This is a genomic window from Vreelandella jeotgali Hwa (genome assembly GCF_000334215.1).
Lineage (GTDB): Bacteria > Pseudomonadota > Gammaproteobacteria > Pseudomonadales > Halomonadaceae > Vreelandella > Vreelandella jeotgali.
Genome location: NZ_AMQY01000014.1, coordinates 272,706 through 290,422, shown reverse-complemented (window position 1 = coordinate 290,422; position 17,717 = coordinate 272,706). Strand labels below are relative to the sequence as shown.

Below are 17,717 nucleotides of genomic sequence, written 5' to 3'. Positions count from 1 at the left end.
AGAGCACTGCGCAATAACCGCATGGCTGGATGTCATGGACGCCCGCTGCGTGGTACAGCCTGATTGAAAACACAAAACATACCCGGGCCTGCACGGTGCGGGCAGGCCTAAAGCATCACCGGACCGTATGCCGGCCGGGATAGACAGGCGCTTACGTCACGTATCGTGTGCGGAGGTAGTGCGCAGGCGGCGGCGAAGCGTGCCGAAAACATATCAGGGGGTGGCGCATGGGCCGAAGTGGTATCCTGAACTGCCTGTCCTTGCACTACCTGGCGGCTACCGTGGGGGAAAATTCGCACGGGTAGCCGGAGCCGTTGCGGCATCCATAACTTTCACTTATGAGAGTACTTCTTTTAGGCATTTTCGGCAACTGCGTGTGGCACCACAGTGCTCGCCTACATAGCGCGATTGTCCGTCAGGCCTGTCTCCGGACCCGCCGCTGCCGGGCAATGAACAATCGATCCATTCATTCGCGGGTGTCCGGGAGCACCAGCACGGGTGCAATCACCATGCGACTCGGTATGTCGCATTCGCCATGCATGATGCTGCCCTGTTACTCGCCTGGAGGCACTCACCGCATGTTTGCTACCGCTTCTTCGCAGCGATCACATTCCCCCCGCGCCGCATTGACCTGTGCCTCTGCGTTCGAGACGCCTCTGTTGGCAATGCCGCGCCCCTTTTGCTCCTCGGACGGAACGGACCGATGCTGAAAAAATGGTTTGTTGCACGACGCCGTAAGGTGCCGGTCAACGATGGATGCCACCCTCCCATCAGAACGCTGGACGTCTCCCGGGCCGTGGGCTATCCGTTGACTCTGCACGTAGCCGCGTGGCGTTCGGCGACTCCCTTCACCTGGCACAGTCTGCACGACGGCGAGTTGCTCGCTCGCGGCGACTTTTTGGCGTCACCGGGCATTGAATGGACAATGCTGGAAACGATACAGGGAGAAGAGCTGCTGGCAGGTATGCCGGAAACCGTCCGGGGCGCCATATCGCTGGCGCCTTTTATCGGCGTGGAACTGGCACAGGCATGCGGCCGGTTAAGTGCCGCACGCGACCTCGCGGCCAGCGCGCCGCTTCTACTGATCATGCTCGTCGAGCGTGGCGTTGAGGAAACGTGGACGCCGGAAGTTCTGGCTCACGTATTGGCCAACAAGCAGGCCGACGTATGCAGCGCCGTCGGGATTCTCGGCACAAAATCCTGCGCGCGGCTGATCAGGCGCTGCCGGCTACGCCCGATGACCCGCGGCGATATTGTGGCCATACGCCGTGCGCTGACCCATGAGCCCAACCTGGCCATACTGCGCCATTACGCCACCCCGAGCCTGGATCACCTGCTCTTTCTCGGGCGTTTTAACGGTGACCGCTGGCCTGGCCTGCCCGCCATGATTGATGAGCTTTTCACCTACAACGCGCCGGGCGATCAACAACTGCCGGTGGGCACTACCTCCCGGCTGCAAAGCACGCTGCAGGATGTGGAACGCATGCTGCCGGCAGGCGACCGCAGACCCGAACGCGTAGATTCGCTGGCGACACTCAACCGACTTCACGACCGCCTGGTGGAGCGGCTTAACGCCGCTCGGCATGAAACCGAGCGAACATCGCACCCCATCACCCTGCTGCAGCGGCACGGCTTTTATCCCGACCCGCCGCTGCCCGGCAATAAACACATCGACCCCATCATCAGCTGGGACGGACTGCTGCAGGAAGGGAAAACAATGCGCCACTGCATTGGCGCCTACGACGGTGCCATTGCCGCCGGGCAGATAGCCATTTATCACCTGCATAGCCCGGAGCCGGTCACCGTCGCGCTACGCCCTCAAGGACGTACCTGGCTGCTCAGCGAAGCCAGCGGCAAAGCCAACGCCCGCCCTTCAGCCGCGGCAATGAAGGCGATTCAGGCCTGGCTTGGGCCACAAGCCGAATAGATGTTGCCGATCATGGGCGGCGCACCGGCAGCGCTCACGCACCCGCGGGGGCGCAAGCGATCAGCGCACTGCGTTGGTCCCCCAGTCCTCGGGCAATGACTGGCCTTCCAGCCCCTCGAAGCGGTCCGTCACATAGCGGCTGTGACAGGCCACACAGGATTCGGTCATGCGGCTGAAGGTGCTGACCTGAGCCTGGGTATTCTGCTCTTTGCCCGCTTCGGCCAGAGATGCCGCCAGCTGGTGGAAGTGCGTGTCCATCTGCAGAAACGCCTCGGGAACCGCCGCCTTCAAGTCCTCACGGTCCTGTTTGGTCAATGACTGTTCCAGAATGAAGCTGTCGTGAATGGCCCGGCCCTTCTGCGCGACTTCATCATGACGGCCCTGGATGATGGCGCTATAGGTCTCCTGCATCGTCGCCTCGACCTCGACCATCTCCTTGACCAGAAGCCCACGCAGCTTCTCGGTCAAATCGGGACCTACCGGCTGCGCCGCGAAAACGGTAGCACTCAATGTCAGGCCAGCCAGTGCGGCAGCCGATACAAGGATGCGATGTGTCTGTCGTTTGCTCATGGTTTGTACCTCACGGTCACGTTGGTTGGTTTGTATTCAACAGTTTGTATTTAACAATTAGTATTCAACGGCTTGTATTCACCGGGCAGCGATGCTCGATAAACGAGTCGATACGCCTCAACTCGCCTTCACCTCCTGACGCCAGGCGCCGGGCGCAGCGTCCTCTACCCTTGTCCAGCCCAGGTCATCGAAGATTACATAAAGTGCCGGGATCACCACCAATACCAGCACGGTGGAGGTCAACAGGCCAAACACCACCGCAATAACCAGCGGCTGTACCGCCGTCGCCTGGGCGCTGGTCTCGGCCAGTAGCGGAAGCAACCCGGCAACCGTGGTCGTTGTCGAGATCAGAATGGCGCGCAGGCGATCACGGCTGGCCTGACCCGCCGCGGCAATAGCCGACTCCCCTGAGGTGCGATAGCTTTTGATGAAGTGAATCAGCAGGATGGCGTTGTTGACCACGATGCCGGCCAGCGACGCCGCGCCGATCAGCGAGGGCATCGAGAGGTAGAAGCCCATCGCCACATGACCCCATAGCGCACCGACGAAGGCCAGCGGAATCGACAGCATGACGATCAGCGGCTCGGCGTAGCTCCTGAGCAGGAAGGAGAGAATGACGAAGATGCCGAGCAGCCCGATCAGCAGCGCGCGCCGAATTGAGCCGCCAGTCTCTGCGGAGCGGGCGACCTGCCCCTCGAAGTCGACCGTCACCCGGGGGTGGCGTGAATGGAAGTCGGCCAGCCAGCCTTGCCGGAGGTCATTGACGATCGCCTGGGCATTGGCCGATGTCGCATCCACGCTGGCGGTTACCGTGGCCGTACGCCGGCCGTCGATGCGGCTGATACGCGCCCAGTTTCGCGCCTTGTCGATGTGCGCCACCACCTCCAGGGGCACTCGACCTCCTTCCGGGAGCTGCACGGTCAGGTCCTGAAGGTCATCCAGGCTCTGCCGATCCTTTTCGGCATGGCGTACCAGTATCTCCACATCGCGCTGACCGATGCGCAGGGTATCGCTGACCTCCCCGAGCATGGCGGCGCGCAGTTGTGTGGCGACCTCTTCGGTGCTCAGCCCCAGCCCGTGGGCGCCTTCAGCCAGCGATAGACGGCGTTCGGGCTTGCCGGGACGCAGGTCGTCGATGACGTTGTATACGCCCTTGTAGCCGTTGAGATGCTCGCTGAGCTCCAGAGAAGCGGCCTTCAGCTCATCCAGGTTCTCTCCTTGTAAACGCACCTCGATGGGAATGCCCGCCGGTCCGAAGCCCGGCTCTTGAATGATCAGGCTGAGCAGTCCGGGAATATCGCCGATCTCGTCCTGCCAGGCCGCAGTCAACTCATTCAGGCTCAGGCTGCGCCGCTCGGCGCCAAGCAGATCGACGAACACCGTGGCGACATGGGCACCGGCCTCGCGGGCGCTGGGATTATGATTGAAGCGTACCTGGATGGCGCGCACCAGCGACGCGCCATTGGGCTGCTCGGGGGTCAGCCGCTCATCGATATCGCGCAGGGCCTTCTCGACTCGGGACGCGACCGCCTCGGTGCGTGCCAGCGGCGTCCCCTGGGGCATCAGGATGCGCGCCTCAAGCACGTCGCCGTCGATCTCCGGCAAGGCTTCGCTGCCGACATGGCCCCCGGCGAGGTAGCCGCCGGAGCCCAGCAGCAGGATCAACACGCCGCCCAGTACTGCATACCGCCAGCGAATGCCGGCATCGACCAGGCACCCGACCCGTTCGCGAAACTGCTCGAAACGACGCTCGAAGCCGGCGCGCCGCCGCGACGGATCGGCCTGCAGACGGTCAATACTGCCCTTCAGGTGATGAGGCAAAATGAAGAAGGCTTCGATCAAACTCGCCGCCAGCGCGGCAACCAGAACGACCGGCAGTACCTTGAGTACCTCGCCGAGCTCGCCGACCAGAAAAGCGAGCGGCACGAAGACCGCCGCCGTGGTCAGAAAGGAAGAGACAACCCCGGCAAGCACGCTGCGTGTTCCCGCGACCACCGCCTCCCGAGGATTGGCCGCCGTGCGGGCATGAGTAGCGATGCTGTCGGTGATTACGATGGCGTCGTCCATGACGATACCGATCGCCATCAGCAGCCCCACCAGGGTGATCATGTTCAGCGACAGGCCGCCGAGTCCCATGACCGCGAAGGCACCCAGGAAGGCTACCGGCAGCCCCAGCACCGCCCAGAGCGCCAGCCGCGGTCGGAAGAACAGACTCATCACCAGCATCACCAGCGCAAACCCCATGACGCCGTTTTCGACCAGCATTTGCAGACGGTCGCGCACGATGCTGGTCGTGTCCTGGGTCAGGGTCAGCGAAACGTCGCCGTCCAGGCGGTGCCGCTCGTTTTTGATGACCGTCTGCAAGCCATTCATCACGTCCAGAGCGTCGTCGCGTAGCGTCTTGTGCACCTCCAGAACCAGAGCGCGCCGACCGTCGAACCGAATCTTCGCTTCCTCGCGCTCGGGTGTTTCTCGCAGCGTGGCGATCTGTCCCAGGGTCAGCTCGGCCCCATCGGCGCCGGACACGACCACGACGTCGCGTAGCGCGCGAAGCGTATGGCGCTGGTCGGTAAAGCGCAGCTGGATGTCCTGATCCGGGGTTTCCAGACTGCCCAGCGGCATGTCGATGTTCTGGCGGGCCAGGATTCCCGCCAGCTGATGCGCCGAGAGACCGTACTGACCCAGCACCTCCCGGGGAATCTCGATCTGCCACTGGCGCTGGGAGAGCCCCTGGATATCGACCCTGGCGACTCCCGGCAAGCGATCCAGCCGGTCCTCGAGGGTTTTGGCATGGTCTTCCAGATCGGATAGCGGCATGTCGCCGCCCACGGCCACCGCCGCCACCGGATTGCTGCGGTGCAGCTCGCGGACGACCGGAGGATCGGCGCGCCGGGGAAAGTCGGTAATGGCCTCGACCTCGGTGGAAATATCGTCCAGGAAGCGGGCAATGTCGCCATCGCCTTCCATGGTGGCCGTGGCGCTGGCCAGATTGTCCTGAGCCACGCAGTTGAACTCGTCGAGGAAGTCTACGCCGCTCAGGGCATCGTGAAAGCGACGGCAGATCTGATCCTCGACATCCGCGGCGGTGGCGCCGCGATATTTCATTTCGATACTGACTTCGCCGGGGCGATAATCGGGAAAGGTCTCGCGCTTGAGGTTGGGTACGGCGAGCAGCCCTACCGCCAGCAGCAGAATCAGCAGCAGATTGGCGGCGGTGGGGTGGCCGGCGAACCAGCGAATCATGGTGCTTCTCCCAGCGCTCGCCGGCGCAGACGTCTCGCCGCGCCCTTGTCGCGCTGCGGCTCGATGGCCATGCCGCTTATCGCCGGCACGACATCATCGAGTATAACGTGGTCCCCCTTTTCGAGCCCTTCCGCGATGACGGCCAGGTCGTGCTGCTCGAAGGCCACTCGAACCGGCTGACGCATCAGGCGGTTTTCATCATCGATCAGGTAAACCTCATCCTGATGGACCGCCGACGCCGGCAGCGCCATCCGCGGCGCCGGCGCTCCGGTCGCCAGCCGCACCCGCACGTACATATCCCGCACCAGCGCAGGGTGCGTCAGCGGCGCCACCTGACGGTAGGGGTCGTCAACTCGCACCACGACCCGGGCGGTACGCGTGGTCGGGTCCAGGCCGTTGGCAATGCGCACGACCCGAGCCGGCCAGCGGGCGTTTTTCCCCGCGGCCAGCGTTACCTCGGCATCAATGGCGGAAAAATCCACACGCTGGGCGATATCCAGAACCTCGTCATGGGCATCGCGGACGGTTTGGGTGCCGAGCAGACGGCGCAGCATGTTCATCGGTACCTGGGCCACCACCTCGGCGGCCTCGATACTCTCGGCACGGAACAGCCGCTGACCGGCACTGACATACTGATACCTCTCGGCCTCGACCTCGCCCAGGCGCAGGTCATAGGGCGCCTCGAAACGCGTATCCTGAAGATCCCGGCGTGCCTGATCCAGACGCGTGGCGGCCCGCTCGGTTTCCGCTTTCACACGCTGGCGCCGTGAGGGAACCAGCTGAAGCTCGTTTTCCAGCGACTGCACGGTCTGGCGCTGAGCGAGAACGGTGCGGCGCTCGGCGCCCAGCCGCGAGCGGGATACCGAGCCGCTGTCCGCCAGGCGCCGAATGCGCGTCAGCTCCTGTTCGGCCAGCGCCAGACGCTCGCGCTCCAGAGCGACCAGACGCCGGATGTTCTCGGCTTCCCTCTCCAGCTGCGCCTGCTCCGCGGCCAGGCTCGCCATTTCTGCCTGTGCTTCGGCCCTGGCCAGCCGATAGCGACCGGGATCGATCTGCAGCAACAAGGTGCCCTTCGTCAGTAGCGTGCCGCTCTCCAGGTTCTCATGGCGTTCGACGACCCGCCCCGGCACGTTGGCGGTAGCATCCCAGGTGCGCGCGGGTCGCGCGGTGCCGTAGCCACGGGCTTCAATGACAAAGGGCAACGGCTCGGCCTCGATGGCTCGAACGACGGGGGCGTTTGCAGCGGCCGCATCCCGCGATGGGGCCTGGCGATTGACGACGAAAACCACGATCAGCAGGCTGCCGACTGCCAGTCCCGCGGCGATTAACAGGCCGCGTCCCCAGCGCCTGAGCGAAGATCTCATGTCGCCTCCCCGGCCTGAATGCCGCGGCGGTAGAGCAGAAAGGCACAGGGTGCCCGTTCGGCGATCCGCATGACCTCGCCGTCGACCAACGACTGCACCACCAGCCCCTGCACGGTGCCGATAAACTGAGTGGCCGCCGTCTCGATATGCAGATCGGCACGCAGCTCACCGCTCGCCCTGCCCTCTGTCAGAATGGCCGCGAGTCGTTGACGGTATTTTGCCAGCATGGCGCGTAACAGCCGTGTGGCATCCGTCGGCTCCGCGTGTTGCAGCTGCCCGAACATCAGACGCGGCACTCCGGGATACTCGGCAATGAAGTCGGTATGCGCCATGAACATCGCTTCCAGGGTCGTCAACGGTGTCTCGCGCCAATCAACGGCTGCTTCCAGACGCCGCATGAGCCGCTCGGTAATCCAGGCCACGACCGCCTGCCATATTTCGTCCTTGCCGGCGAAATGACGAAACAGCGCCCCCTGAGTCACCTTCATGCGCTCGGCGATAGCGGCGGTGGTGATGCGGGCGGGGTCCTGTTCGGCGCAAAGCTCCACCACGGTACGCACGGTACGCTCCTTGCGCTCTTCCGCGGGCAGGGAATGCGTTTTTGGCATGGCCGCTCTCCAAAAGATAGTAATTAGTTACTATCCTAGTGGCAAAGATCCTTTCTTGCCAGCAGGCCGCGCTGTTCAATGACGCGCCGTTCAATGACGCACCGCTCAATGAAGAGGCAGCTTGGGTTATTGAGCCAGCACCAACATCTGGAACACCATCATGGCGGCGAACGCCAGGGTGACAACCGTGGCGGCCGACCCACTACTGACACGCTCCAACGCCTCGGGAAACAGCTCCGAGAAGACCATCCAGATCATGGCCCCGGCAGCGAGCCCGAGGCCAACCGGCAGCAGCGGCCTGAAGGTGTCAACGAAGAGATAGGCGGGAACCGCCATCAGCGGCTGTGGAAGGCTGGTGAAGATAGCCCATAGGCCGGCCTTCCAGGCCGGTGTACCGCGCGGCACCATAATCAGTGCGATAGCCAGGCCTTCGGGCACGTTGTGAAAGGCAATGGCGGTGGTAATGAAGGTGGCAAGTCCTTCGCTACCCGCGAAGGAGACGCCCACGCCGACGCCTTCTGCAAAAGAGTGGGCCGTCATAATGCCAAGAATAATCAATGCCCGGGTCGCATTCGCCCCTCTCAACTCCGCTATCTCGACCTCGCCCTTGCTGGACAGCCGTTTATCCGACACCACAATGGCACCCAGCCCGAGCAGTACACCGATAAACGTCAGCGTGACATCCAGCGTGACACCCTCGGTAATCAGGCTGTGGCTCGCAGCCAGCATCAAGCCCGCTGCGGCGGCGTTCGACCAGCCCACAGTACGTTGCCCCAGGCGTTTGACGAACACCAGGGGTAGCGCGCCGACACCCGTCATGACGGCAGTCAGCATAGCGGCGGCGGCGATAAACCAGAGCGAAGTGTCCATGCGTGGCCTCGTTCACGGGGAATAAGGATGTAGCGGAGAACCGAGCCGGGGGAGAGCCGGCTCGCCACGCAGCCCCTGCCAGGCGTCATGGGTGCTCAGAAACACCTGGCCGCTCAATTCGTGGACGAAATTCGTGCCTGCAAGGCAATATCGCCAGGTGGCCGACGGCTCGGCAAACCGAAGGCTACTCATGAGCAACTTCTTCGGTTTAGTTTAGAAGCTATACACCGGGATGGACGAGTCACGCATCATCTCGGCAATCGGCCCGGGCGCTGCGACACCGACGCCTTCACGCAGGTCTGCCTCACCATACTCGCTGTTTGGCAGATAGATGGCGCAAACATCCACTTGGGCACCATTATCGACCAGCTTGCCCAGGATCGCCTCCGGGGTCATCTGATCCACCTCGCTCATGGCAGGCGTCTTGAACGGCTCGGCGCTCTCATGGCCCTGGACAGCCAGGTCGCCGGCGGCATCGCAGAGTAGAACATTCAGGTCAGCACCCTGCTGCTGCATGGCGTTGGAGAGGATCATCGCCATGCCCTGGGTCTGCAGCGAGTCGCTGGTCAATGTCACCAGCGCCTTGTCATCGGCAGCATTCCCGCCAGAAGTGTCGGCCAGGGCAATGCTTCCCAGGCTCATGGTGCCAGCGGCAATGGCTGCGCCAAGAATCGTCTTGAAGCTCATGGTGTTACCTCGAGTCATTGGGGTCAATCAGGGGGAAGCGTGCTCGGCAGTAGCCGAGCACGGTCTCGTGACAATCGCTTATTCGGCCGGGCGCCAGGCAACGTCAGGGGCGATCTCGTAGCTCCAGGGTAGCCCGGAATTGCGCCAGCCGTTGACGGCACGCACGCCTTGAGAGTCGCCTTTCTCAAGTTTGCTGCCCTCGAAGCCGTCGGTTACGGAATAGACGTCACTGAAACCCATCTCGGTGATCACATCCGCACTCGGTGCGCTACGCGTGGAACCGGAACGGCACATGACGATAATCGGGTCATCCTCGGCCACATCGAGCGCTTCCAGCTCGGCACGCACCTGGGCTTCAAAATCGGTGTTCCGGACCATCGACCAGGTGCCGGCCTCTTCATCGAAGTTGTCGCGGTCCGCCAGAACCCAGGGCACGTGAATGTCGGTGGGCTCGGCGAAACCGGTGAACTTGACCTCAACGGGGTCGCGCACATCGATCAGCACGGCTTGCGCGTTCTCCTGCATCAGCTCATAAGCCTCGCTTGCCGTCAGATAGAGCCCCAGTTGCGTCTCTCGATAGGCGGCAGCGTCACCCTCGGCCAGCGCCGGACCGGCCACCAGCGTCGCCGTCAGCAGTGAGCTCGCCAGCAGATGCGTCATTTTCATAACAAAAACCTCTAAGTAAATAACTAATATGCTGAAGACTCTGAATCTAATCCCATAACGAATCTTCTGCATAGGGGCATTTGGACGCACCTGCATAGATGAGTGGCTAGACTATTACGAGGCAGTGAATACCGCTTGTATCACCGGTGTTGGAGACCCTCCGACAAGACCGCTCTCACCTTGTAATATTTGTCACCTGGAGCCAAACGCACAAAAAAACGGCCACTCAGCGAATGCGCCAAGTGGCCGTTTTCTCAACATATTTCTGGTCGGAGCGACAGGATTCGAACCTGCGACCTTTGCAACCCCATTGCAACGCGCTACCAAGCTGCGCCACGCTCCGGCTCTTTGTGTCTTGGGCGGGTGGCCTCAAGACGGGGCGCACTATAGCGCGTTTGGCTGGCAAAGAAAAGCCCTGGCAGCGCTTTCTTTCGTCAGAGCTTCAAGGTTCTAGAAATCACTTGTGTCGCCGCGACAGCTGCCCGGCAGGTACTTCTTTTTGATCGGGCTATCCTTGGCTGACATACACTCCCACGTGATCGCTCCGTCATTGGCTTTCAATTCGATACGCAGCCTCCTACCTTGTATCGCGGAAGCCACCGGAGCTTCATTACGCATCTCCATACCGATCGCAACATCTTGATCGCTATAATAATAGTCCACGCTCTGGATGTAGCGAGCTTGACTGACAAGCTCCTCCTCTCCTAAATCCTTTGCATCACCGAAAGTGCCCTCAAACGCGTATTCCTCTGCCAGCTTGGCCTTGACGCCGCTCAAAACACTCAACGCCTCGGACACCTGTGCCCGCGCGGTGTAGTTCTGGTACTGCGGAATGGCGATGGACGCCAGAACGCCGATGATCGCTACCACGATCATCAGCTCGATCAGAGTAAAACCACGGTTTTTAACTACAGTCACAAAAATGTCCTTTTAGTCTTTTGCGGTGCGGCAAGAGCCGGGGAAATACTTGTCGGGTATGGAGGCATCGTCATTTGATGCAGATTCACAAAACCACTCGATGGTTTTGCCGTCATCGGCGAAGCGGCCAAACATGATCATGGACTTCTCCTGGAGATCCGGATTAATGCCTGAATCCTTGAATGTCAAACGAAACAGACTTCTTTTCCTGGTGCTGCCTCTATAACTGGAATCAAAAACACCATGAGGCGTTACCTCATCCACATACTTACCGCTCATGCCACTTGTCAGGTCCTCAAACTCATCTTCTAATTCATCTGTATCCTTTGGCATATCCCCGGTCAGGGCAACAAATTCGGACAGCGCTGATTTCAGCGGAGCGGTCAGGCTAATCCCTTCTGCCACCTGCGCCCGCGCGGTGTAGTTCTGGTACTGCGGAATGGCGATGGACGCCAGCACGCCGATGATCGCTACCACAATCATCAGCTCGATCAAGGTAAAACCACGCTGAAATTTCTTCATGTCTTTGTCTCCGTTATAAAAAAGGGGCCACTGGCCCCTTTTTTATTCGTGGTTGTTACTTAACTTCAACCTTCGCCTCCATTTCCACCAGTCGAATCATTTTCTTCCTCACAACCGGAAGGCAGCCAGCTTTCATCTGCGTCGCTGCTCCAGGAGCACGTCCAGCCGTTGCCGGGGTTGGCTTCACCGTCATTACCGTCATCTGATATCGGTGCAATTTTCATCTTTTCGTCTTCCAAAGCACTATCAGATCCGAAAATTACATAGATGGCATTGTCTCTATAGTTAAACTTTTAACGTAACTGTAGGGTCCCGGATGATCAAATGAGCTATAGGAGTTATCCTCTGCTCGCAGCCAGAGAGCTTCTACAGCAATTCATTCGGGAGCAGGTTCATGGACATCAAGCTGCATAAGCAGGCCACGACGACACCGAAGATTCGTGCCGAGATCCAGGCGGCACCCTCCAGCATCACGGATAGCGAGCTGGCCCGCCAGTTTGGCGTCTCCACCGCGACCATCCGGCGTTGGCGGTACCGTGAGGATGTTTATGATCGGCCCCATACGCGTCATAACCTGCTGGCCACGCTCACGTCCGAGCAGGAGGAGGTGCTGATCGCCGCCCGCGAATTCCTGCGCCTCGGTCTGGATGACCTGCTTGTCGTGGCACGTGAGTTCTTGAACCCTCGACTGTCCCGCTCAGGCCTGCATCGCATGCTCAAGCGCCGCGAGGTGCCGACACTGGCAGAACTGGCCCGTCAGGATGCCGGAGATGATGACAAGCCCCGGCACAAGCCCTTCAAGGACTACGAGCCCGGGTACGTGCATATCGACATCAAGCACCTGCCCCAGATGCCCGACGAGGAGCAGAAGCGCTACCTGTATGTCGCCATCGACCGTGCCACACGCTGGGTCTATCTGGAGGTCAGGAGCAGCCAGTCCGCCAAGGATGCCAAGGCGTTCATGAAGCGTGTGGAGGAGAAGGCTCCCTTCACGATCCAGACGGTGCTGACTGATAACGGCAAGTCGTTCACCGATCGCTTTACGCGGGCAGGTGAGCGCAAGCCCAGCGGCCGCCACCCCTTCGACCAGCAGTGCCAGACCCATGGTATCGACCATCGCCTGATCAAGCCGGGAAGGCCGCAGACAAACGGTATGGTAGAGCGGTTCAACGGCCGCATCAGCGACGTGCTGGCGACCCGGCGCTATACCTCAGGCGAGGACCTGGAGCAAGACGCTCAAACGCTACGCTTGGCTGTACAATCACCACATCTCTCAGAAGGCGCTGCATCATCAATCACCGATCACGGCGATGAAGGAGTGGCAGGCCAAGCGACCTGAGCTATTTACCAAACGAGTTGTCAATCACACGGGACCCGACACGTAACGACCAGAGATGTTATCCGTTTCAACATCATCATCCCCAGGCATTGATCCCTTGAGCGAGTACTGCTCGGCGATATCAGCTCGCGTTCCGGCGGTAATCGACAGCGCCTCGCTGGCCTGGGCGCGGGCGGTGTAGTTCTGGTACTGCGGAATGGCGATGGAGGCGAGTACGCCGATGATCGCGACCACGATCATCAGCTCGATCAGCGTAAAGCCGGCCTGCTTCGGGAGCTGTACGTTCGGTGTTTCGTGCATAATAGTGACTCCTTGAACGGTAAAGCGGCAGTGATGCGGTATGCGCTGCCGTCTGACTGTTACAATAGATTACGATCGGATATCTTTCAAGCGTTTTCGGTGACCTCAAAATACTCGAACAAGCGCCTTTCGCCCCCGGCGGCCGTGCTGTGGTGCCGGCGCCGAATGTGTTACAAGGGGCTTCACAGCCGGAAGCTGCCACAACATAAATCACTCAGCCATAAGCCATCAGCGAGTTGCGCATGAGCCAACCTTCCTCCGAGTCAACGCTGAGCCACGCGGCTGCCCGGGGCGGGCTGCGCGGTATAGCCGAGCGGCTGGTCAATCACGGCCTGCTGACGGAAACCGAGGTAACCCGAGCCCGAGCGGCCGCCGAACAGCAGGAAATTCCGCTGCTGCGCCATGTGGTGGAACATCGGCTGGTGGATCCGGTCGAGGCGACGGTCGCCGCTGCCCGGGAGTACGGGCTACCGGTGGTGGATCTGGACGCCGTGCGCCTGGGCGCGCTGCCCCCTGCCGAGCACTATCCGGCCAGGGTATTGCGAAACCTGGGCGTGTTGCCGCTGGCTCGGCATGAGCACCGCCTGACGGTTGCGGTGCCCTACCCGGCGACGCTGACCCAGCTGGACGAGCTGCAGTTTGCCACCGGGCTCAGCGTTGACGGCGTGCTGGCGCCCGTCAATCAGCTTGACACCACCCTGCGCTCCTATCTGGCCCAGAGCGAGCGCAAGATGCTCGAGGATCTGGACAACGTCGATGATGCCGTGTCGTCGCTTAACGTCCAGAGTGGGGGCGGGGAAGATGTGCCGCTGGAGGAAACCTCCGACAGCAGCGACGACGCTCCGGTGGTCAAGTTCGTCAACAAGATCCTGCTCGATGCCATCCGCCAGGAGGCGTCGGATATCCATTTCGAGCCGTATGAACACAGCTACCGTGTGCGTTTCCGGGTGGACGGCATGCTGCTGGAAGCGGCCCGCCCGCCGTTTGCCATGCGCCACCGCATCGCCGCGCGGCTGAAAATCATGTCGCGGCTGGATATCTCCGAACGCCGCCTGCCCCAGGACGGCGCCATCAAGCTGAAGCTGTCGCGTACCCGTTCGCTGGACTTCCGCGTCAACTCGCTGCCCACGGTCTACGGCGAGAAGATCGTGCTGCGGCTGCTGGACCCCACCGCCGCTCAGCTGGGCATCGACCAGCTGGGCTTTACCCAGGATCAGAAGGCCCACTATGAAAAGGCGCTGGCCCAGCCCCAGGGCATGATTCTGGTGACCGGCCCGACGGGCAGCGGTAAAACCGTATCGCTGTATACCGGCATCAATATCCTCAACCAGATCGAGCGCAACATCTGCACCGCCGAAGACCCGGTGGAGATCAAGGTGCCCGGCATCAACCAGGTCAACGTGCTGCCCAAAATCGGGCTGGACTTTGCCAGTGCCCTGCGCGCGTTTTTGCGTCAGGACCCCGACGTGGTCATGGTGGGCGAGGTGCGCGACCTGGAGACCGCCGAGATTTCGGTCAAGGCCGCGCAAACCGGCCACCTGGTGCTTTCCACAGTGCACACCAACTCCGCCGCCGAGACGCTGACGCGGTTATCCAACATGGGCGTGTCGCCGTTCAACATTGCCAGCGCGGTGAGTCTGATTATCGCCCAGCGTCTGGTCAGGGTTCTCTGCCCGCAATGCAAGGAGCCGGCGGACATTCCCGCCCGAGCGCTGCGCCATGAAGGCTTCAGCGAGGCCGATATCGAACGCTCGACCATCTACCAGCCGGCGGGCTGCAAGCAGTGTACCCAGGGTTACAAGGGGCGTATCGGCATTTACGAGGTTGTGCCGGTCACCGAGGCCATGCGCCAGCTGATCATGCGCGATGCCAACTCTCTGGATATCGACCGCCAGGCCCGCCAGGAAGGCTTTACCAACCTGCATCACAGCGGTCTGATGAAGGTGATGGAGGGTATTACCAGCCTCGAGGAAGTCAACCGGGTCACGAAGGAATAAGGACACAGCCACCGACAAAGGAACAGGCATGGCGCAATCCCCTCGTCAACGACGCAAACCCGCCAAACTCCACCGCTTCAAGTGGAGCGGCCACAGCACCACCGGGCGCAAGCTCAGCGGTGAAGTCGTCAGCCGCAGCAAGGCCGAAGTCGGCACCGAGCTCAAACGCCATGACATCATCGTTCGCCGCATTCGACGGAAAGGCGGTATGCAGGGCCGCGGCAGCGTCAAACCGCAGGACATCGCCGTTTTTGCCCGTCAGATGGCGACCATGATCCGTGCCGGTGTGCCTTTGCTGCAGTCGCTCGACATCGTCACCGAAAGTGTCGAAAAGCCCGCCATGGTGGTGATCATTCAGCAGATAATGAACGATGTCGCGGCCGGTGCGAGCTTTTCCGATGCCCTGCGGCGCCATCCCCGGCATTTTGACCACCTGTTCATCAACCTGGTGGAAGCCGGCGAGCAATCCGGCTCGCTGGACCAGATGCTGGAGCGTGTTGCCACCTACAAGGAAAAGGTGGAAATGCTCAAGGGGCGAGTAAAAAAGGCCATGTGGTATCCGGCAGCCGTGATGTCGATCGGCATCGGCATCACTCTGCTGCTGTTGATCAAGGTGGTGCCGCAGTTCGAGGAAATGTTCAACAACTTCGGCGCCGAGCTCCCCGCCATGACGCAGGTGACCCTGCACCTCTCGGACCTGGCGCAGCAGTACTGGCTGCACGCCGCGGCAGGGTTGGCGGGTGGCATCTTCCTGTTGCGCCGGGCGGCCCGCCGCTCGCCCCGGGTGGCCTACCGCCTGCATAGCCTGATACTGCGCTTACCGATTATCGGCAATATCCTGCAAAAATCTGCCGTGGCGCGCTTTTCGCGCACCCTGGCGACCACCTTCGCGGCCGGGGTGCCGCTTGTCGAGGCGCTTCAGACCTGCTCCGGGGCCACCGGCAACAAGGTGTATCAGCAAGCGGTGATGCGCGCGCGACAGGATGTGTCCACCGGTCAGCCGCTGCATTTTGCCATGCGCATGACCAACCGCTTTCCCTCGCTGGTGGTGCAGATGATCAGCATCGGCGAGGAATCCGGTGCGCTGGATGCCATGCTCAACCGCGTGGCGGACTACTACGAGGAAGAAGTGGACAACAAGGTGGATGCGCTGACGTCGCTGATGGAGCCGCTGATCATTGTCGTTCTGGGGACACTCGTTGGCGGCGTGGTGATTTCCATGTATCTTCCCATCATCAATCTGGGTACGGCGATCTAAAAGGAACTGCATGACCCCGTCTCTGCTGCTGGTCTGGCTACCGGTGCTGCTCCTGGGACTTTGCCTGGGCAGCTTTCTCAACGTGGTGATTACCCGCCTGCCGGTCATGCTGATGCGCACCTGGCGTAGCGAAGCCCGGGCGGCGCTGGAGCTGCCGGCCGAACCGTCATCGCGCTTTGATCTGGCGGTGCCCGCCTCGATTTGCCCGTCCTGCGAGGCGCCGATTCGCTGGCACGACAACATCCCGCTTGTCGGCTGGCTCAAGCGTCGCGGCCGCTGTGCCGATTGCCAGGCGCGCATCAGCGTGCAGTACCCGCTGGTGGAACTCGCCGGCGGCGTGCTGGGCGTAACCGCCGTGGCGCTGTTTGGCGTGACCGCAGAAGCGGCTTTTATCTTCGCCGCCTGCCTGGCGCTGCTGGCGCTGGCGGTTATCGATTTTCGCACCCGACTGCTGCCCGATGTCATCACGCTGCCCCTGCTGTGGGCGGGGCTGGTCTATCAGCTGCTGTTTCAGCCGCTGATGCTGCCTTCCGCCGTCATCGGCGCGATAGCGGGGTATCTGGTGCTGTGGGGCTTTTACTGGCTTTTCAAGCTGGTCACCGGCAAGGAAGGCATGGGCTACGGCGATTTCAAGCTGCTGGCCGCGCTGGGCGCCTGGCTGGGCTGGAGCTTTCTGCCGCTGCTGCTGGTGATGTCTGCCGGCTTCGGGGCGCTGATCGGCCTGGCGCTGCAAACCAGCCCCGAGCGCCGGGGCCTGCCCATGCCCTTCGGCCCCTTTCTCGCCGTAGCGGGCTGGGCCGGGCTGCTGGCCGGCAATGAGCTGATGGCCGCCTATCTGGGGCTGATGACATGATCATCGGTCTGACCGGCGGCATCGGCTCGGGCAAATCGACCGTCGCGCGCGCCTTTGCCGAACTCGGCGCGGCCTGGGTCGACGCCGACGACGTTGCCCGGGAAATTGTCGCCCCCGGCGAACCGGCGCTTGACGCCATCCACCGTCGCTATGGCCGGGCCGTACTGCACCCGGACGGCACCCTGAACCGCGCCGCACTGCGCGAACGCATATTTTCCGCGCCGGCGGAACGCGAGTGGCTGGAAAGCATCACCCATCCCCGGGTGCGCGAACGCCTGCTGGCGCACCTGCAGCGTCTGGAAGCCGGCCCGGCGCCCTACGTGCTGCTGGTCTCGCCGCTGCTGTTTGAAAGCGGGCAGGACGCGCTGATCGACCGCTGCCTGGTCGTGGATGTGCCCGAAGCGCTACAGCGCGAGCGCACCCTGGCGAGGGACGGCGTCAGCCGGGAACAGGTCGACGCCATTCTTGACGCCCAGCTGTCCCGCGATCAGCGCCTTTCCCGTGGCTGCGACCTGGTGGATAATAGCGGCGATACGCCGTTCATGCGCGAACAGGTCAGCGCTCTGGACGCCCGCTATCGGGCGCCTGTTTGATC

The 17,717-nt window shown here is 61.8% G+C and carries 15 protein-coding genes, 1 tRNA gene and 2 pseudogenes; 6 read left to right on the top strand and 12 right to left on the bottom strand.

The window, feature by feature from the left end; all coding sequences use genetic code 11:
• Positions 1-703 precede the first annotated feature (703 nt).
• Positions 704-1,927: a PcfJ domain-containing protein gene (locus C793_RS0107345; protein WP_017430294.1), complete on the top strand. Its 1,224-nt coding sequence runs from the start codon at positions 704-706 to the stop codon at positions 1,925-1,927.
• 60 nt (positions 1,928-1,987) lie between these two features.
• Here the strand turns inward: C793_RS0107345 and C793_RS0107340 are convergent, their stop codons facing one another.
• The 11 genes from C793_RS0107340 to C793_RS14565 form a co-directional block, all read right to left on the bottom strand.
• Positions 1,988-2,497 carry a cytochrome c gene (locus C793_RS0107340; RefSeq protein ID WP_083871908.1) on the bottom strand — a complete coding sequence of 170 codons (510 nt, stop codon included), beginning with the start codon at positions 2,495-2,497 and terminating at the stop codon, positions 1,988-1,990.
• 117 nt (positions 2,498-2,614) lie between these two features.
• The gene (locus C793_RS0107335) at positions 2,615-5,740 is read right to left on the bottom strand and encodes an efflux RND transporter permease subunit (protein ID WP_017430292.1); all 3,126 of its coding nucleotides are present in this window, start codon (positions 5,738-5,740) and stop codon (positions 2,615-2,617) included.
• The gene (locus C793_RS0107330) at positions 5,737-7,104 is read right to left on the bottom strand and encodes an efflux RND transporter periplasmic adaptor subunit (RefSeq protein ID WP_017430291.1); all 1,368 of its coding nucleotides are present in this window, start codon (positions 7,102-7,104) and stop codon (positions 5,737-5,739) included. Before C793_RS0107330 ends, C793_RS0107335 begins: the two co-directional genes overlap by 4 nt.
• Positions 7,101-7,712 carry a TetR/AcrR family transcriptional regulator gene (locus tag C793_RS0107325; RefSeq protein ID WP_017430290.1) on the bottom strand — a complete coding sequence of 204 codons (612 nt, stop codon included), beginning with the start codon at positions 7,710-7,712 and terminating at the stop codon, positions 7,101-7,103. Before C793_RS0107325 ends, C793_RS0107330 begins: the two co-directional genes overlap by 4 nt.
• Before the next feature lie 126 nt (positions 7,713-7,838).
• On the bottom strand, positions 7,839-8,582 hold the full coding sequence (locus C793_RS0107320; RefSeq protein ID WP_017430289.1) for a ZIP family metal transporter: 744 nt from the start codon (positions 8,580-8,582) through the stop codon (positions 7,839-7,841).
• A 213-nt stretch (positions 8,583-8,795) separates the two neighbouring features.
• Positions 8,796-9,269, bottom strand: a complete 474-nt coding sequence (locus tag C793_RS0107315; protein WP_017430288.1) for a DsrE family protein — start codon at positions 9,267-9,269, stop codon at positions 8,796-8,798.
• A 78-nt stretch (positions 9,270-9,347) separates the two neighbouring features.
• Complete coding sequence (locus C793_RS0107310) at positions 9,348-9,935, bottom strand: rhodanese-like domain-containing protein (RefSeq protein ID WP_017430287.1); 588 nt, start codon at positions 9,933-9,935, stop codon at positions 9,348-9,350.
• A gap of 266 nt (positions 9,936-10,201) precedes the next feature.
• Positions 10,202-10,278: transfer RNA gene (locus C793_RS0107305), tRNA-Pro, on the bottom strand.
• 107 nt (positions 10,279-10,385) lie between these two features.
• A complete protein-coding gene (locus C793_RS0107300) occupies positions 10,386-10,811 on the bottom strand; it encodes a pilin (RefSeq protein WP_156804972.1) in 426 nt (141 codons plus the stop codon).
• A 54-nt stretch (positions 10,812-10,865) separates the two neighbouring features.
• A complete protein-coding gene (locus C793_RS13655) occupies positions 10,866-11,375 on the bottom strand; it encodes a pilin (RefSeq protein ID WP_017430285.1) in 510 nt (169 codons plus the stop codon).
• A 65-nt stretch (positions 11,376-11,440) separates the two neighbouring features.
• A complete protein-coding gene (locus C793_RS14565) occupies positions 11,441-11,614 on the bottom strand; it encodes a hypothetical protein (protein WP_169330548.1) in 174 nt (57 codons plus the stop codon).
• Between the two features lie 155 nt (positions 11,615-11,769).
• Between C793_RS14565 and C793_RS13650 the strand changes: the two are divergent.
• Positions 11,770-12,760, top strand: a pseudogene (locus tag C793_RS13650) (IS481 family transposase).
• Between the two features lie 55 nt (positions 12,761-12,815).
• Here C793_RS13650 and C793_RS13645 read toward each other — a convergent pair.
• Positions 12,816-13,014, bottom strand: a pseudogene (locus C793_RS13645) (pilin); the annotation flags it as partial.
• A 242-nt stretch (positions 13,015-13,256) separates the two neighbouring features.
• Between C793_RS13645 and pilB the strand changes: the two are divergent.
• From pilB to coaE, 4 genes are read left to right on the top strand one after another with little or no spacing between them, the layout of a single operon-like run.
• Positions 13,257-15,011 carry a type IV-A pilus assembly ATPase PilB gene (pilB, locus tag C793_RS0107280; RefSeq protein WP_017430283.1) on the top strand — a complete coding sequence of 585 codons (1,755 nt, stop codon included), beginning with the start codon at positions 13,257-13,259 and terminating at the stop codon, positions 15,009-15,011.
• Between the two features lie 28 nt (positions 15,012-15,039).
• Complete coding sequence (locus C793_RS0107275; RefSeq protein WP_017430282.1) at positions 15,040-16,269, top strand: type II secretion system F family protein; 1,230 nt, start codon at positions 15,040-15,042, stop codon at positions 16,267-16,269.
• 10 nt (positions 16,270-16,279) lie between these two features.
• Positions 16,280-17,122: a prepilin peptidase gene (locus tag C793_RS0107270; protein ID WP_017430281.1), complete on the top strand. Its 843-nt coding sequence runs from the start codon at positions 16,280-16,282 to the stop codon at positions 17,120-17,122.
• Positions 17,119-17,715, top strand: coding sequence for a dephospho-CoA kinase (gene coaE, locus C793_RS0107265; RefSeq protein ID WP_017430280.1), 597 nt, complete (start codon positions 17,119-17,121; stop codon positions 17,713-17,715). The genes C793_RS0107270 and coaE overlap by 4 nt, the downstream gene beginning before the upstream one ends.
• Positions 17,716-17,717 lie beyond the last annotated feature (2 nt).